At 42.1% G+C, this 16835-nt stretch carries 12 protein-coding genes; 11 read left to right on the top strand and 1 reads right to left on the bottom strand.

Going from position 1 to position 16835, the window contains the following annotated elements; translation table 11 throughout:
• From ACTJKN_RS08040 to ACTJKN_RS08055, 4 genes are all read left to right on the top strand, one after another.
• On the top strand, positions 1-2013 hold the full coding sequence (locus tag ACTJKN_RS08040; protein ID WP_440823881.1) for a sialate O-acetylesterase: 2013 nt from the start codon (positions 1-3) through the stop codon (positions 2011-2013).
• Between the two features lie 14 nt (positions 2014-2027).
• Positions 2028-4307, top strand: a complete 2280-nt coding sequence (locus ACTJKN_RS08045) for an FAD-dependent oxidoreductase (RefSeq protein ID WP_440823882.1) — start codon at positions 2028-2030, stop codon at positions 4305-4307.
• Between the two features lie 22 nt (positions 4308-4329).
• Positions 4330-6009, top strand: a complete 1680-nt coding sequence (locus ACTJKN_RS08050) for a sodium:solute symporter family protein (protein ID WP_440823884.1) — start codon at positions 4330-4332, stop codon at positions 6007-6009.
• A 111-nt stretch (positions 6010-6120) separates the two neighbouring features.
• Positions 6121-7044, top strand: a complete 924-nt coding sequence (locus tag ACTJKN_RS08055) for a DUF4886 domain-containing protein (RefSeq protein WP_440823886.1) — start codon at positions 6121-6123, stop codon at positions 7042-7044.
• A 92-nt stretch (positions 7045-7136) separates the two neighbouring features.
• On the opposite strand, the gene ACTJKN_RS08060 is transcribed toward ACTJKN_RS08055, so the two are convergent.
• Entirely contained in the window at positions 7137-8408 is a 1272-nt protein-coding gene (locus ACTJKN_RS08060; RefSeq protein ID WP_440823887.1) for a hypothetical protein, read from the bottom strand.
• Between the two features lie 353 nt (positions 8409-8761).
• Between ACTJKN_RS08060 and ACTJKN_RS08065 the strand changes: the two genes are divergently transcribed.
• The 7 genes from ACTJKN_RS08065 to ACTJKN_RS08095 all read left to right on the top strand — a co-directional run bounded on the left by ACTJKN_RS08065 (position 8762) and on the right by ACTJKN_RS08095 (position 16791).
• Positions 8762-9493 carry a helix-turn-helix transcriptional regulator gene (locus tag ACTJKN_RS08065; RefSeq protein WP_440823889.1) on the top strand — a complete coding sequence of 244 codons (732 nt, stop codon included), beginning with the start codon at positions 8762-8764 and terminating at the stop codon, positions 9491-9493.
• Between the two features lie 164 nt (positions 9494-9657).
• Complete coding sequence (locus tag ACTJKN_RS08070) at positions 9658-10221, top strand: NAD(P)H-binding protein (RefSeq protein WP_440823891.1); 564 nt, start codon at positions 9658-9660, stop codon at positions 10219-10221.
• Complete coding sequence (locus ACTJKN_RS08075) at positions 10218-10508, top strand: hypothetical protein (protein WP_440823893.1); 291 nt, start codon at positions 10218-10220, stop codon at positions 10506-10508. Before ACTJKN_RS08070 ends, ACTJKN_RS08075 begins: the two co-directional genes overlap by 4 nt.
• Before the next feature lie 105 nt (positions 10509-10613).
• Entirely contained in the window at positions 10614-10940 is a 327-nt protein-coding gene (locus ACTJKN_RS08080; RefSeq protein WP_215126290.1) for a DMT family transporter, read from the top strand.
• 464 nt (positions 10941-11404) lie between these two features.
• Positions 11405-12475, top strand: a complete 1071-nt coding sequence (locus ACTJKN_RS08085) for a serine hydrolase domain-containing protein (RefSeq protein ID WP_440823895.1) — start codon at positions 11405-11407, stop codon at positions 12473-12475.
• 519 nt (positions 12476-12994) lie between these two features.
• Complete coding sequence (locus ACTJKN_RS08090; RefSeq protein ID WP_440823897.1) at positions 12995-14989, top strand: glycoside hydrolase family 97 protein; 1995 nt, start codon at positions 12995-12997, stop codon at positions 14987-14989.
• Positions 14990-15000: 11 nt separating this feature from the next.
• The gene (locus ACTJKN_RS08095; RefSeq protein WP_440823899.1) at positions 15001-16791 is read left to right on the top strand and encodes a glycoside hydrolase family 2 protein; all 1791 of its coding nucleotides are present in this window, start codon (positions 15001-15003) and stop codon (positions 16789-16791) included.
• Positions 16792-16835 lie beyond the last annotated feature (44 nt).

The following is a 16835-nucleotide window of genomic DNA, read 5'->3' on the forward strand; positions in this document are numbered from 1 at the left end:
ATGAAGTCTTTTTATTATACCAGGGCTTTTGCGCTGTTGTTCACCTTAAGCTTTGCAGCTACGTGCGCTAAAGCCAGTAACATTGTGCGTTTATCTGGGCTGTTTGGCGATGATATGGTATTGCAGCGGCAGAAAGCAATCAGATTTTATGGAACAGCAGCAGCTAAAGCAGTATTCGATATTGAATTTGCAGGAAAAAAACAAAAAGTAAATGCTACCGGAAATGGCAAATGGGAGATCACTTTTCCGGCGATGGAGGCTGGGGGGCCATATAAACTAAGGGTAACATCCGACAGTTCCTTCACCCTAAAAAATATCCTGATTGGCGATGTATGGGTATGTTCCGGACAATCCAACATGGAATGGGTATTGAGAAGGGCCTTTAATAGTCCTTATGAATTAAAAAAAGCGAACTATAACAACATACGTTTCCTTACTGTTCCCAAAAATGCGGCTTCCTTTGCAGCAGAAGAAATAAAAAATGCTTCATGGAAAACCTGCACTACAGCTAACGCCTGGGAATTTTCTGCTGTGGCCTATTTCTTTGCAAGAACGCTTACCGAACGTTATAAAGTACCTATCGGTATCATACATACTTCATGGGGAGGTACACCTGCCGAATCTTGGATCAGTAATGACGCCATATCAACCCATCCTGATTTTAAACTAAAAGCTGATAGTCTTTTGCAGGTATTTAAAAACAGATCTACAATAGAAGCACTACAAAAACAGGTATACATAGAGCGCAGTTTTCCATACCTGAAAAAGCTACAGGAAAAGGACAAGGGGTATATCGAAGGCTGGAGCAAAACTCAATATAATGATACCGAATGGAAAACACTGGTTGTTCCGGGAACTTTGGAACAGCAGGGACTTGGAGATTATAAAGGAAGCATATGGCTGCGTAAACATGTTATTATCCCTGCAGCTATGGCCGGTCAGGATCTGACCCTGGTAATGGAAAAACTCAATGAACGCGACATTACTTATTTTAATGGTACAGAAGCAGGCAGGGTTTCCGGTTTCGGCGGGAAAAGGGTATACCGCATCCCAAAGGAAATCCTCAACAAAGGAGAAAACATCATTAGCATCAGGCTGGAAGCATTTGATCGCCCGGCGGGTTTTGAAGCAAAAGATGCTTCAATCATCAGGCTTGAGCAGATGGTAGAAACAAACAATCCTACTACCATACCACTTGCAGGAGAATGGAAATATGCCCAGGGACTTGCTGCTGCAGAATACCCCGAACAGCCCAAAGCCGGCATAAATGTATCGGCACTTCCTTCGGTATTGTACAATGGAATGATTGCGCCGCTTAAAAAGCTGGCAGTGAAGGGATTTTTATGGTATCAGGGTGAAAATAATGCCGGGAGGGCTTTTCAGTACAGAACTTTGTTCCCGCTTTTGATCAACGACTGGAGAAAACAGTTTAACCAGGGCGATCTCCCTTTTATTTTTACGCAGCTCTCGGGTTACGGACCGATTACCAGTGAGCCTGTTGATCATTTTTGGGCTGAATTAAGAGAAGCACAATTGCAAACACTTTCGGTGCCCAATACAGGTATGGCAGTTACCATTGATGTGGGTGATCCGTATGATATCCATCCCCTCAATAAACAGGTAGTTGGTAAACGTTTGGCTGCCCAGGCCATGCACATGGTTTATGGCGATCAGGATCAGGCAATATCCCCACTTTACGAATCTATGCGGCTGAGTGGTGACAGTATCCGCCTTAAATTTCGCCATACAGGTAAAAATCTGATCAGTAAGGGCGGCATAACTAAAGGTTTTGCCATCGCAGGCGCTGATAAAAAATTTGCATGGGCAAATGCAAAAATTGATGGCGACGAGATCGTGGTATGGCTCTGGAAAGTAAAACCGGTTGCTGTAAGGTACGCATGGACCGGCAGTCCCGTAGAAAGTAACGGCGCCAATGTTTTTAATGCAGAAGGATTTCCCTTGTCGCCATTCAGAACAGACAATTGGAAAAGTATAACAGAAGGAAAGAAATAATACAGAATATTTTTATGATCACAAATCAAGGAGGCGAAAAGAGGCAGCTGCGATCTAACGAACTCGCGGCAGATCTTGCCATTATTGGCGGCGGGGTATCAGGAACCTGTGCCGCAATTACCGCTGCAAGGCAAGGTTTAAAGGTTGTACTGGTGCAGGATAGGCCCGTGCTTGGCGGAAATGCGAGCAGTGAGGTAAGGTTATGGATGCTGGGTGCTACATCACATATGGGAAATAATAACCGTTGGGCAAGGGAAGGTGGTGTTGTGGATGAGCTGATGGTAGAAAATATGTACAGGAACCCTGAAGGAAATCCGTTGATTTTTGATACGGTTTTGCTTGATAAAGTTATTTTAGAGCCAAATATTACTTTATTGCTCAATACCGGGGTGTATGATGTAAAGAAATCAGCCGCAGATGAACTGAGTGCCGTAAAAGCCTTTTGCAGTCAGAATTCTACCGAATATATTATACACGCACCACTTTTTTGCGATGCATCAGGAGATGGCATTGTGGCCTTTTTGGCAGGTGCGGCGTTTAGGATGGGAGCAGAGGCTAAAGAAGAATTTGGAGAACAGTTTGCGCCTACAAAAGAATATGGGGAACTGCTTGGCCATAGCCTGTATTTTTACAGCAAGGATACCGGTAAACCCGTAAAGTTTGTAGCCCCTTCCTATGCGCTGGATGATATTACAAAAATCCCCAGATTTAAAAATTTTAATGCCAGAGAGTACGGATGTAAACTTTGGTGGCTGGAATATGGAGGAAGACTGGATACGGTACATGATACCGAAAAAATAAAATGGGAACTCTGGAAAGTAGCCTACGGTGCATGGAACTATGTAAAAAACTCAGGCAATTTTCCCGAAGCCGAAAACCTTGCGCTAGAGTGGGTAGGTACCATACCGGGTAAAAGAGAAAGCCGTCGTTTCGAAGGCGAATACATCCTCAAACAACAGGATATCGTTAATCAGCAACTACATGATGACGCCGTGGCGTTTGGTGGCTGGAGCATAGATCTGCATCCGGCAGATGGGGTGTTCAGCGAGAAACCCGGTTGTAATCAATGGCATAGCAAGGGCATTTATCAGATTCCCTACCGCGCTTTGTACAGCCGCAACATCAGGAATCTTTTTCTGGCGGGAAGGATTATCAGTGCAACACATGTTGCCTTTGGCTCTACCAGGGTTATGGCTACTGCCGCCCATGCGGCACAGGCTGTTGCCATGGCAGCGAAGATCTGTAAAGACAAAAATCTGCTGCCAGCTGACATCTATCATAAAGGATTTATACCTGAACTGCAGACTGAGCTGTTGCGAAGTGGGCATCACATTCCAGATCTTGTACTTCATGATGCGCTCGACCTTGTACGCAGTGCGCAGGTTACAGCATCTTCAGAACTATTGCTGACAGGTCTTCCCGAAAGTGAACTGTTTAAGCCACTTGAGTTTTCTGTTGCACAGATGATTCCCTTAAAAGCAGGTGCAATCGGGGCTTTTGTTGTACATGCAGAAGGAGATGTGGTAACGGAGCTGGAGGTAGAACTTAGGATCAGCAGTAAAAAAAACAACCATACGCCAGATTTGACCATAGATAAGGTGTCACTGCCAATAAATGTCGGGCGCAATTGCCTGCAGATCAGCTTTGATGCGGTAATGCCTGAAGAAAGTTATGCATTTCTTACCTTTATGAAGAACCCTGATGTTAAACTGCAGTTCTCAGCGAAGCGCGTTACGGGACTATTATCCGTGTTCAATGCCATTAATAAGGACGTCTCCAATTATGGAAAACAAAGTCCGCCAGCGGATATTGGGGTAGATGAGTTTGAATTCTGGTGCCCCAAGCGCAGGCCCGAAGGGCACAATATTGCATTTAACTACGAATCTGGTATCCATGCTTTTGGTGCTGCAAATGTTACCAATGGCATAGATAGACCAGTTTCTGCGCCAAATGCATGGGTGGCCGACTGGAAAGATAAGAATCCGGCACTAACCATCAGCTGGAAAGAAATCAAGACCGTTAAACGGATCGAGTTGATGTTTGATACCGATTTTGATCATCCGATGGAGTCTGTCCTGATGGGGCATCCGGAAAATGTGATGCCGTTTTGCGTAAGGAATTATGTAATCAAAGACGATAAAGGGGCCGTTGTTTTTACTAAAACCGGTAATTATCAAACCAGGAACATCATTGAACTAACTGAGCCTTTAAATACCAGGAGCCTAACGATATATTTGGAACATCCTTCAGGTGATGTACCTGCAGCTTTGTTCTCCGTGCGTTGTTATCAATAATATTAAATAGCAGATAAATTAAATGGGAAAATTAGATTTTGTGGTAATGGCGGTTTTTGCCTTACTTATATTCGGTATCGGACTTACATTTACCCGTGTGGGTAGTAAAAGCGGACAGGCTTTTTTCGAAGCCGGGGGAGAAACACCCTGGTGGATCAATGGCTTATCCTTGTTTATCAGCTATTTTTCGGCCGGAACCTTTGTGGTTTGGGGATCTATCGCTTATAAACATGGGCTGGTTGCCAATGCAATACAGTTAACAATGGCTATCAGTGGCTTAATTGTCACCTTTTTTATTGCCGGAAGATGGAAAAAAACAGGTGTTGCAACTGCGGCTGAATACATCGGCAAACGTTTCGGTGCGGCCGAAAAACAGTTTTACACCTATATGACCTTGCTACTGAGCCTGTTCACCACTGCTGCAGTATTGTATCCGGTTGGTAAAATGGTGCATGTAGCTACCCCTTATTCGCTAGAAACCTGCATAATTGTGATCGGGTTGATCATTGTGGTATATACCGCTGCTGGCGGATTATGGGCGGTTTTAGTAACCGACGTTGTTCAGTTTGTGATACTTACAGCTGCGGTACTGATTGTGATCCCTATTGCCTTTTCCCAGATCGGCGGACCGGCAAACCTCGTGGCAAAAGCGCCGCCCCATTTTTTTGAGCCTTTTAACCAGGATTATACCTTTGGGTTTATGTTGGCTTTTATTGTTTATCAGACGTTTTATATCGGCGGAAACTGGTCATACGTGCAACGTTATACCAGTGTGTCTAATCAGAAAAACTCAAAAAAGGTAGCAGGTATATTTACCATATTGTATTTTGTAAGTCCTTTTATCTGGATGATCCCGCCGATGATCTACCGGGTGATCAATCCAAATCTTCAGGGACTGGAAAGTGAAGATGCATACATGATGTTGATCCAAAAAGTAATGCCGGCAGGTTTGATAGGGCTTGTGCTGGCCGGAATGGTTTCTGCCACATCCAGTAAAGCCAATACAACGATCAATATGGCCTCAACCGTTTTTGCACAGGATATTTATAAAAACCTGCTCAGGCCGAAAGCTTCAGAAAAAGAGGTGATCTGGATGGCCCGTTTCTTTACCCTGGTTTTTGGCGTACTAACAATTGTTGTTGCCATTTGGATTCCAAGTGCCGGGGGAATTGTTGAAGTGGTTTTAAGTACGGCCTCTATTGCAGGGGGAGCATTGTTTGCACCGATCATCTGGACACTTTTTTCTAAACGTCAAACCGGATTTTCAGTCGTTACCGCCACTGTGGCATCATTGCTGATCAACCTGTTCTTTAAAGTAATTGCACCTGGTATCTGGGGTTTAAAGCTTGATCGTACCATGGAAACCTGCATGGGAATGGGCATTCCAATAGCGGTTCTTTTGTTTTTCGAAATATATTATACTGCTAAGGGGCGTATTTCCATTAAGGTAGAAGAAATGGAGCAGGAAAAAGAGCTTACCGCGGTCCGGGTTGTAGATCCGGCCCTCCACATTGAGGCTGCAAAACAAAATAAATTCGGGATAGGTGTTATTGCACTTTCAATGGGTATTGTGGGGATAGGCATCGGGATACTTGGATATATCGCAAAGGATTTTTCAATCACAGTTATGGCTGTTGGTGGCCTGATCCTGATATCGGCAGGGTTAATATGGCGGGTAGCCAGTAAAAAGTTGGTTGTTTAATGCAAACAGTACAGAAATTTATGGAGTGGGTGCTTTTTACGATCAGGAGTACAACGCTATAAATACATGAAAGCCTTTACAAAGGCGAAATAAAAACAAAAATATATTACGATGATACGATTCTTTTTAAAGTGCAAAGGCAGCAGATTATTCATTTTTTTGCTTGTTTTTAGTCTTAATGCTTTCAGTCAAACCAATAACAATACATTACACTTATTTGTAATTGGAAATAGTTTTTCGCAAAATGCAACCACTTTTCTGCCTCAAATGGCCAAAGAAAGGGGTAAAAATTTAATTATTGGTAGGGCAGAACTTGGCGGTCATTCTTTGGAGCAACATTGGGGTTATGTAGAAAAATTTGAAAAGGATTCAACCGATGTTAAAGGAAAGCCATACGGAGGCAAATCGTTGAAAATGTTATTGTCGCAAGGTACCTGGGATGTAGTGACCATTCAACAATATTCATACCTTTCCGGCGATTCATCAAGCTACAATCCCTACGCGAAAAAGCTTGTAGACTATATTAAAAAGCTTCAACCAAATGCAGAAATCGTGATTCATCAAACTTGGGCTTACCGTGCTGATGCAAAGAAATTTGGGAGAGTTGGGCCAGGGCAATTGGCTAAAAACCAGTTGGAAATGTGGCAAAAATCTCGTGAAGCATACCACAAACTGGCAAAACAGTTTAATGCCAGGCTTTTACCTGTTGGCGATGCGTTTGAAGAAGTGGCAACCAATAAAAAATATGGCTATAAAAAGGATACAGCTTTCGATTTTGAACATCCTGTTGCATCCAATTTACCTGATCAGACTCATTCTATTAATATGGGCTATTTTTGGAACAAACAAGAATTGGCATTTGATCCAAACCATGCGAATGATGCAGGGAAATATTTAGGCGGTTTGATTTGGTACGGGATACTTTTTAAAGATTCCCCGAAAAAAATAGAATTTAAACCCACATCTGTTTCAGATGATTTTAAAAGTTATCTGCTTGAGGTTGCGAACAAGGTTATAAAGGCTTCTAAAAACTGATTTTGTTTCTTACCACTCCTTGCAGAATATCTTTACCTAATTTATTTAATGAATAGGAATTTCCCTGACCATTTAGCCAGGGAAACGCAATTTTAATAAGATACAAGTGTTGTAATGCTTGATGCAGAAAGGTTAATACCAAAGCTTCCGCCTGAAACCGCGAAGCTGTTTGAGCCAAGATTTGTGGTGCTTGTTGTAAAATAGCGGTTGAATCCATTAACTGAAATTCCGGTATAGCTAAAAGGCTGATAAGTAACTGCTGTATTTTGGTTTATGATAACAAGCACTAATTTTGTTCCGCTTTTGTATGCGGTAACATAAACACCAGTACTTGGATTTGAAGTACAACTGATTTTGGTATATCCCGGGCGGACATATCTGGCGTAATGTGCCATGATGTAACCTAATTTTTGAATATTGCCACTTTCGCTGATCGGTCCGTAACTTCTTCTGATGTACCACCATACATATGCACTCCATCCTGCATTCATGCAGTCATGGATCTCTTTGGCTGCTGTCATTGCATTTGGCCAATCTTCCCCGCTTATGCTCGAATTGGTATAATGTTCGGTCATCCACACTGGTTTGCCAATATTCCCCAGGTTATAAGGCGTTTTACCATAAATGTGGCCGCATACAAAACTGGTTTTTGATTTTGCAGTTGCATTGCTGAGATAGGTATTAATATAAGTCTGGTTCATTTGGAATGGTTCAGGTGCCATAATGGGTGCGCCGCAATTGCTACCCTGCGCAGCAACAAAGTCAGCTACTTCCGGAGCCGTAAGTTCCATAGATTCATAGTTGACCTGATAATCGGGCTCATTCGTAGGACTAATGGCCGCGAGGCCGCCAACTGCACCATTGAACGCACTTAAATGTGCGGCATAGGCAGCATAAGAAGCTGTTTTGATTTTGCCGCCTACTACGCTTCCATTGGTCTTCATCGATGCGGGTGCTGACCATGCTGAGGCGATGGCTGAGCCTCCATATGACTTGCATGCATCGATAGTTGCTTTTTCAGCAGAAAACTCTGTGGAGGAATTTGGAACACGTACGCGGACGATGCTTAAACCGATGCCGTTTGTAGGTGAAAATGCTGTACTTCTTTGAGCACTTGTTAAGTCCCCTGTCCATGCCACAATATTGGCTCCACCGAACCCTTTTATAGACTGTTGTACAGTAGAGGCGTTAATTTCGGCAGTACCTTGTACGGCGAGCGCTGCCATGCTTCCGTTAACGGAGTCCGATCTGAGCGCTGCGGTCGTTTTTTGCGGAATTAACAGTTCTGCTTCGTTGATTTCATTTTTTGAACAGCCGGCAAATAATAGTGCTGCAATGAGCACATGTGAAATTTTGTTTCTCATAAGTAGATTTGGTTAATGATTTAATTAATCAATTTTAAATAAATCAAGCGTTAGCGGATACTTCATATGGTTTTTTTTCTGACACATATGTTGAAAGACTGAGGTTTTGTTGCCCCTCACAATCAAGAGGATTAGCGTTGCTACATTTAACTAGGGGATTTATGTGTAAAATTTGAACAGAAAATTTAAATTTGAATAGATGAGCAAACGAGTGTTTGATGAGTCCTTTAAGAAAGCGGCTATAGATTTATCCAATAGCCGAGGGGCTATAAAAGGAGTTGAATGATGCCCAAATAGAACGCGATATATTAAAATAGCCAATAAAGTAGATATTTAATTTATGCCTTGTCCATATGTCGTCAAATAACCAATACCAATCTGGCAGTGCTACCCGTTTACGCAGGCTTATTGCCTTGCTTACCGTTTTGCAGACCAAGCGAATTGTAACCGCAACTGATCTTGCAACCCGGTTTAATGTTAGCACAAGAACTGTTTACAGGGACATCAAACTATTGGAAGAGGCCGGTGTTCCGGTTTTTACAGAAGAAGGAAAAGGATTTTCATTGGTAGAGGGTTATAAAGTACCCCCATTGTTGTTTACAGAAAGCGAAGCAGCAGCTGTTATCACTGCTGAAAAACTCGTTGCCGGTAATAACGATGATTCACTGGTTAGAAATTATCGCAACGCGACAGACAAGGTAAAAGCTGTACTGCGTTATGCGGAAAAAGAGAAAATGAACCTACTCTCTGAACGTGTAAAAGTGTATGTTAATACCGATGAGAAGCCATCGAGCAGTCATTTAGCGGAGTTGCAACAGGCACTAACCGATTATAAGCTCATTAAAATCGAATACTGCGCTTTAAAAGAAAATGAAATTACAGAGCGTGTAGTCGAGCCTTTTGCTTTGTTTTATGCGGCAAACAAGTGGTTGTTACTTGCCTTTTGCCGGTTGCGGAAGGATTACCGTTTTTTTAGGATTGACCGGTTCCAGTCCTTTTATATCCTTAACGAAAGATTTGAGCCACATAAAATGACGATCTCTCAATACCTCAACAGACTGGCAGAAGATAGCATACATCTCTAGCGCTACAGTTTTTTTGTTTTCTGAACCGTCGGGTTATTCCAGCTTCTTAATTTGTCTAAATGCGCACCGGTTAATAAAAAATCCCAAGTTGAAAACACCTATGACAGAGAGTTGTCACAGTAGCTTGTATTTTTGATCTATTACGAAATTTAACCTATAGCATTATGAATATCATATCTGGAGGAACGGGGCAGATCGGATCTGCCTTAGCAAAAGCCTTGCTCAAAAGCGGCGAGGCGGTAACCATTATTTCCCGAAGCTCGAAGTCTGCAGCTGATTGGCAAGCTAAAGGCGCAAAATTTGCAGTTGCAGATATTTATGACACCGAAGGTTTGCACGGGATCTTTCAAACAGGAAAAAACATTTTTGTACTGAATCCGCCTGCTGACCCGTTGACGGACACGGACCTTCAGGAAAGGAAAACGGTCGCTTCCTTAGTGGAGGCCTTAAAAGGAACGCAGGCAGAAAAGATAGTTGTTGCTTCGACACTAGGGGCACGGTCTGGCAGCAGGATTGGTGATCTCAATACTTTGTATGAACTTGAGCAAGGAATAGGGACTCTTGGATACCCTTATCAGATCATCAGATCAGCCTATTACATGAGCAATTGGGCATCATCGTTGCCGATCATAAAAAAAACCGGCGAACTTATATCGTTCTTTCCAAAAGCGCTTAAGATACCGATGGTCGCGCCTCAGGACATTAGGGATTGGCGGCAAGGTTTATGACAACCAAGAACGGACCGGAGTTGAATGCCATAGTAGGCCCGGAACTTTATTCACCACAGGATGTAGCGGACGGGTTTTCTGATGCACTGGGCAAGAAGGTAAGCGTAAAAGTGATTCCGAAGCAGCAATGGACTAATGCTTTTAAATCAGTGGGATTTTCTGATGAGGCCGCTGCGTCTTATGCGGCTATGACCGAAATAGCAGCTAATGATATCCAGGTACCAAAGAACGCCTTAAGGGGAGAAATTACGCTACAGCAGTATATCCATGATCTGGTAAAAGAATAATACAGAAACTGACCGATCCGCCCAGGTCACAATATATTTCATCACCTACCAATGAGGCGGACAGTAAATTTGTTATTAATACCTTAACAGGTAAATAATGTAACTATGAATTGGATTTTATTAGCAATAGCCGGCCTATGTGAAGTCGCTTTTGCATCATGCCTCGGTAAGGCAAGGGAAGCGACCGGAAGCGCTGTTTATCTATGGTACCTTGGCTTTTTTATAACCATGTCTCTTAGTATGCTTTTATTAATGAAAGTTACACAGACTATGCCTATTGGAACTGCCTATGCTGTGTGGACAGGCATTGGCGCTGTAGGTACAGTTGTGGTTGGCATACTTGTGTTTAAAGATCCAGCTACTTTCTGGCGCCTCTTTTTCCTGAGTACGTTGGTGATATCACTGATTGGACTTAAACTTGTAGCGGAATAGTTTTGCAGTCTTGATTTAGGTCAGGGTCATGCATTCAAATTTGTTTTTATTGAAGCATGACTCGACCTACTCAGTGTTAACTGGATTACCAGCTTGAACAAGATTATTTTACAGGCATAAGCTCTTTTTTAATGCAATAAAGTGTCTGAATTCTCAAAGCTCGATTCAGATCAGATATCTTGATTGATCCTGTTGTTGTCATGTTCAACTACTTCTCAGAAGATTTTTTGAGCTGAAATGATGAATCTTTTGCCGTATTGTGAAATCAGGTCAAGTTGCGAAAGTTTGTAGATTACTTGGGTAAGGGCACAAGATGATCAAAATTGAAAATTCTCTTTTTCCAAACACCGAAAGGCAGTTTAACCGAAAAGTGCCAGGGCGAAATTGTTTGTAATTGTAAGCAACCTTTAAATATTTATGGTGTCTTTTGGTGTAATTTAGTGTCCTTTTTATTTTATACACCTATGAAAAAGTTTTTTCTGCTCTTCGCTACTGCACTCTTCTCTACCTTTTCAATGGCTCAAAACTTTAAAAAGCAAGCTAAATCGGTTGATAGCCTTTTCGGGCAGTATGTCGATGGCAAAAAATCGGGAATTAGTATAATGGTGATCAGTGACGGGCGAAAGCTTTATAACCGGTCTTTCGGATATGCTGATATCGGTAATTTGGGAAAAGCCAATTCATCTACCAATTACCGGATTGCCTCTGTAACTAAATCCTTTACGGCTATGGCCTTATTGATGTTACGCGACCAAGGTAAGTTAAGTCTCGATGATAAGCTCAGCAGTTTTTTTCCCAACTTGCCTGCCTTTGCGAGTAAGATTACTGTCAAACAGTTGATTAACCATACTTCCGGATTAATGGGCTACGGAGATGCTCGAACTAAAGAGCCGCTAAAAGATATAGATGTGCTGCACCTTATAGAAAAGCAGGATAGCACCAGGTTTACTCCAGGTTCAAGGTTTTCTTATAGTAATTCTGCTTATGTGCTTTTGGGCCTCATTGTAAAACAGGTATCTGGATTGATGCTTGATGAATTTGTGCGCAAACATATTTTTCTTCCACTAGAAATGAAAGGCTCTACTTTTAATAATTTAGCAGGAAAGATTCCAAATCGGGCTTATGGCTATAACCTTCGGGATGGCAAATTGCTGCTGGAGGACCAAAGCAATGCGAGCTATCTTCAGGGTGATGGTGGGATTTATTCCTCGATAAATGATTTTTATTTCTGGGACCAGGCACTTTACACCGATAAACTGGTAAAAAGACAGACCCTGGAGGAAATCTTTAGGCCAAGTTCGCAGGAGGCACCGGGCATAAACTATGGCTACGGTTGGTATATTGAAGAACGCTATGGCACTAGGCGAATTTTCCACAGTGGGGGAACGACAGGTTTTTCATCCTATTATGTAAGATATCCAGAGAAAAAATTCTCAATTGTTGTCTTTGCTAATCAGGATGAAGGACTTGCCCTTGAACCAATTGTGAACGCGATCGAACGTATTTACCTCCTAGGTGAAAACTCGGAAAAGTAATTGGATTGGTCGATAGCCAATCCACAAAATTTAAACTTTTAATGATTTTTTCTTTTCCAAATCCATCTATTAATACTAATCGCGCCAGCTAATCGGCTTTTGCGAATCTTTGATCATTTAATATTCATCTTTTATTCTCAAATATTTCTTTAGTAAATACGCAGTACTAATCAAATTCGGGTATTGTAGTGGAAAGGTGTTGGATTGCTTGCAGAAGAATGAGTTTATTTCAATCTGCCATTTCATCAATCTTGCTGGCATATACGCGACAAGAGGTCTTAAATTTCGGCTAAAAATTCATTTTGTACAAAACTGAACCATTTCTGTACAAAACCGAACCCTTCGGGTAGGCAGTTTAGCTAGTTTTGGACTCACCAAATACAATAGCTACAAATTATTATGAGATCGATCGGCGAACATTTTCGCATACTGTTGGAAATTCTCCAATACCACAAACAGCATCCAATTAAACCACTGCCGGGTCAGGAGAAATCAACAATTAAATAACAGGTATAACTGATGAAACAAAAAATACTACGCCTATTCCTTTTAACGTTCCTAACTATCCCCGCAATCGCCCAAAGGAGGCTTAGTGTTACTTCGCCCGATGGGCGGTTGCAAGTGGGTGTTCTCCTTACTGATACTATTGGCTATCAGCTGTTTCACGATGGCAGACTAATACTGAGTGCTAATGCCATCGCCATGAAACTGGGTAATGGAAACGCCTTTGGGATCAGATCCCAATTGAAGCAGGCCAAAACCACGCTTGTTAAAGAAAAAATTGACGCACACTTTTACAAAAGAAGCCGGATAAATGACGAATATTCGGAATTAACACTTGGTTTTAAACAAGATTTCAAACTGATTTTCCGGGTTTATAACGAAGGAATGGCCTATCGTTTCGTATCCAATGGTAAAAAAGACTTCATCGTAAATGAAGAACTGGCATCGTTCCGATTTCCTAAAGATTACAAAGCCTACATTCCGTATGTAAAAACAAAGGAGAAGACGCTCGAAGGACAATATTTCAACTCATTTGAAAACACATATGACTACACTCTTCTGAGTGAAATGAACAGGGATAAACTGGCTTTTTCTCCGTTGGTGGTAGAACTTGATGGCGGGAAGAAACTATGTTTAGCCGAGGCAGATCTGCAAAGCTATCCTGGTATGTATCTTTATAATCCTGGTGGCACCACCACCCTGGAAGCAAACTTTGCACCTTATCCCAAATCTACAAAGCAAGGCGGACATAACCAGCTGCAACAGATGGTAACCTCCCGCCAGCCTTATCTGGCTAAAAGCAAGGCCCAAACAAAATTTCCCTGGCGTATTGCCATCGTAACCACAACTGATAAAGCATTGGCTGACAATGATATGGTTTATAAACTGGCAGAACCGAGCAGGTTAAAAGATGTTTCATGGATAAAACCAGGAAAAGTGGCCTGGGAATGGTGGAACAATTGGGGCATCAGCAAAGTAAACTTTGTTACAGGCGTAAATAATCAAACCTATAAGGCTTATATCGATTTTGCATCCAAAAACGGAATTGAATATGTTATTCTAGACGAAGGTTGGGCGGTAAACCTGAAAGCCAGTTTATTTGAGGTTGTACCCGAAATTAACCTGAAGGAGCTTGTTGCCTATGGAAAATCTAAAAATGTAGACCTGATCCTTTGGGCCGGATACTACGCTTTTGAGCGGGATCTGGAAAAAGTTTGTAAACATTATTCGCAATTGGGAATAAAAGGTTTCAAGATCGATTTTATGGATCGTGATGACCAGGATATGGTCGATTTTCATTACCGTGCGGCAGAGATAGCTGCTAAATATAAACTGCTTGTTGATTTTCACGGAACCTATAAACCAACAGGCCTGAACCGCACTTTCCCAAATGTAATCAATTACGAAGCGGTGAACGGCCTTGAGCAAATGAAATGGACTGGGCCTGAAATGGATATGGTTACCTATGATGTTACCATGCCCTTTATCAGGATGATTGCAGGCCCCGTTGATTATACCCAGGGAGCCATGCGTAACGCAACCAAACGAAGCCATAGGGGGATAAACGATGAACCGATGAGCCAGGGAACCCGCTGTAGGCAGCTGGCCGAATATGTGGTATTTGAATCGCCATTGAATATGCTTTGTGATAGCCCCGATAATTATGAAAGGGAGCAGGAATGCACTGACTTCATCAGCGCAATCCCCACAGTATGGGACAACACCATCGTGCTTAACGGCGAGATTGGAAAGTATATCACTACCGCACGCAAAAAGGGCGATACCTGGTATTTGGGATCGTTAACCAACTGGGATGCCCGCAAGCTAGAACTTGATCTCAGCTTCCTTGGTGCAGGAGATTATGCAGCAGAGATTTATCGTGATGGCGTAAACGCCGATAAAATAGCATCCGATTACAGAAAAGAGCGGATCACTATTCCTGCCAATCGCAAACTACCCATTACCATGGCCCAGGGCGGAGGTTTCGCTATGAAAATCATTAAAAAGTAAACTAATAATTTATGAAGCTAAGCAAAACCATTTTTTCTTTGCTAATACTACTGTGTTGCTTGCAGTCCAACACTTTTGCGCAGGACATTTTGGTCAATGTATATGGAAGAAAAACGCAATCTCTTAATGGGAAATGGGATGCCATTATAGATCAATACGATCAGGGGAGAAAGAACAGAATTTACCTGAACAAAAAACCTGTAGGTAAAACAGATTTTTATGAATATTCCTTTGATGGCGGACTAAAACTAAATGTACCCTCTGATTGGAACAGCCAGTTGCCTGAACTGAAATACTATGAAGGCACCGTTTGGTATGCAAAACATTTTGATGTACCTAAAGCGCAAAATGGACGCTTGTTTATTTATTTCGCAGCGGTAAGTTATCGCTGTAAGGTTTACCTCAATGGAAAAGAAATTGCTGAGCATGAAGGCGGTTTTACGCCTTTTCAGGTGGAGGTAACAGACTTGGTGAAGATGACAGATAATTTTTTAGCCCTGGAGGTAAATAATACCCGGACTACTGATGCCATACCTGCAAAATCGTTCGATTGGTGGAATTATGGCGGCATTACGCGTGATGTAATGCTGGTATCAATGCCGAAAATTTATATCCATGATTATTTTATTCAGCTGGATAAACAGCGTAACAATCAAATCAATGCCGTGGTTAAAATTGCTGGTAGCCAGGCAAATGTAGCGGTAACTGTCGAAATTCCTGAGTTGAAAATTAAACAAAAGCTGGTTACAGATCAGCAGGGAATCGCCAGGGCTACAATCAACAATATAAAACAGTTGCAGCGCTGGTCGCCTGAATCGCCCAAGCTTTATAGCGTACGCGTATCAACTGCCGAAGATGTGGTAAATGAAATGATCGGTTTTAGAAACCTCGCTGTAAAAGGAACCGAGATTTACCTCAATGATAAACCGGTTTTTTTAAAATCTATCAGCTTTCACGAAGAGATTCCACAGCGCAAAGGTCGCGCTTTTTCTGAGGCCGATGCCGTGATGCTTTTGTCTGAAGCGAAGGCATTGGGTTGTAACATGATCCGTTTGGCACATTATCCTCAAAATGAATATACGGTACGTGCGGCCGAAAAAATGGGCTTTTTATTGTGGGAAGAGACTCCTATCTGGCAGGGAATTGATTTTGAAAATCAGGAAACCAGAAAAAAGGCCGGAACCATGATAAAGGAAATGGTGATGCGGGATAAAAACAGATGTGCCCTCTCATTTTGGGGCATGGCAAATGAAACACAGCCTTCAAAAGCCAGGAATGAATTTTTGAAATACCTGATCAAATGTTCAAAGGAGATTGATAGCACCCGGTTAATCACAGCTGCATTCGATTTAGTAAAGTTTGATCGCAACAGGCAATGTTTTGTTATGGATGATCCTTTCATTAAAGAGATAGATGTGGTAGCTATCAATAAATACATGGGCTGGTATCATCCCTGGCCGGTTACACCTGATAAGGCCATTTGGGATGTAGCTCGAAATCAGCCTTTAATTATCTCCGAATTTGGCGCAGAAGCCTTGTACGGAAAAACCGGAGAGGCTGATGTAGCGAGCTCATGGAGTGAAGATTATCAGGCCCAGCTGTATAAAGACAACCTGGAGATGTTTAAACACATTCCAAACCTACGTGGAATTTCTCCCTGGGTATTGTTCGATTTTCGATCACCTTTCCGTTTTCATCCTACTTACCAGGATGGCTGGAATAGAAAGGGCCTTGTTTCAGACCAGGGATTCCGCAAAAAAGCATGGTATATCATCGCAGACTATTACAAAAATATAAAGTAATCATTTAATCTGAGGAGATATGTTTTAAGCCTCCAGAACTGCTT

It is taken from the genome of Pedobacter sp. 22163, assembly GCF_052045595.1.
In the GTDB taxonomy this organism is placed as follows: Bacteria; Bacteroidota; Bacteroidia; order Sphingobacteriales; family Sphingobacteriaceae; genus Pedobacter.

What these genes read in the sequence shown, in the direction of transcription:
- ACTJKN_RS08040 (WP_440823881.1), top strand. Translation starts at nt 1, where the DNA reads ATGAAGTCTTTTTATTATACCAGGGCTTTTGCGCTGTTGTTCACCTTA.
- ACTJKN_RS08045 (WP_440823882.1), top strand. Translation starts at nt 2,028, where the DNA reads ATGATCACAAATCAAGGAGGCGAAAAGAGGCAGCTGCGATCTAACGAA.
- ACTJKN_RS08050 (WP_440823884.1), top strand. Translation starts at nt 4,330, where the DNA reads ATGGGAAAATTAGATTTTGTGGTAATGGCGGTTTTTGCCTTACTTATA.
- ACTJKN_RS08055 (WP_440823886.1), top strand. Translation starts at nt 6,121, where the DNA reads ATGATACGATTCTTTTTAAAGTGCAAAGGCAGCAGATTATTCATTTTT.
- ACTJKN_RS08060 (WP_440823887.1), bottom strand. Translation starts at nt 8,408, where the DNA reads ATGAGAAACAAAATTTCACATGTGCTCATTGCAGCACTATTATTTGCC.
- ACTJKN_RS08065 (WP_440823889.1), top strand. Translation starts at nt 8,762, where the DNA reads ATGTCGTCAAATAACCAATACCAATCTGGCAGTGCTACCCGTTTACGC.
- ACTJKN_RS08070 (WP_440823891.1), top strand. Translation starts at nt 9,658, where the DNA reads ATGAATATCATATCTGGAGGAACGGGGCAGATCGGATCTGCCTTAGCA.
- ACTJKN_RS08075 (WP_440823893.1), top strand. Translation starts at nt 10,218, where the DNA reads ATGACAACCAAGAACGGACCGGAGTTGAATGCCATAGTAGGCCCGGAA.
- ACTJKN_RS08080 (WP_215126290.1), top strand. Translation starts at nt 10,614, where the DNA reads ATGAATTGGATTTTATTAGCAATAGCCGGCCTATGTGAAGTCGCTTTT.
- ACTJKN_RS08085 (WP_440823895.1), top strand. Translation starts at nt 11,405, where the DNA reads ATGAAAAAGTTTTTTCTGCTCTTCGCTACTGCACTCTTCTCTACCTTT.
- ACTJKN_RS08090 (WP_440823897.1), top strand. Translation starts at nt 12,995, where the DNA reads ATGAAACAAAAAATACTACGCCTATTCCTTTTAACGTTCCTAACTATC.
- ACTJKN_RS08095 (WP_440823899.1), top strand. Translation starts at nt 15,001, where the DNA reads ATGAAGCTAAGCAAAACCATTTTTTCTTTGCTAATACTACTGTGTTGC.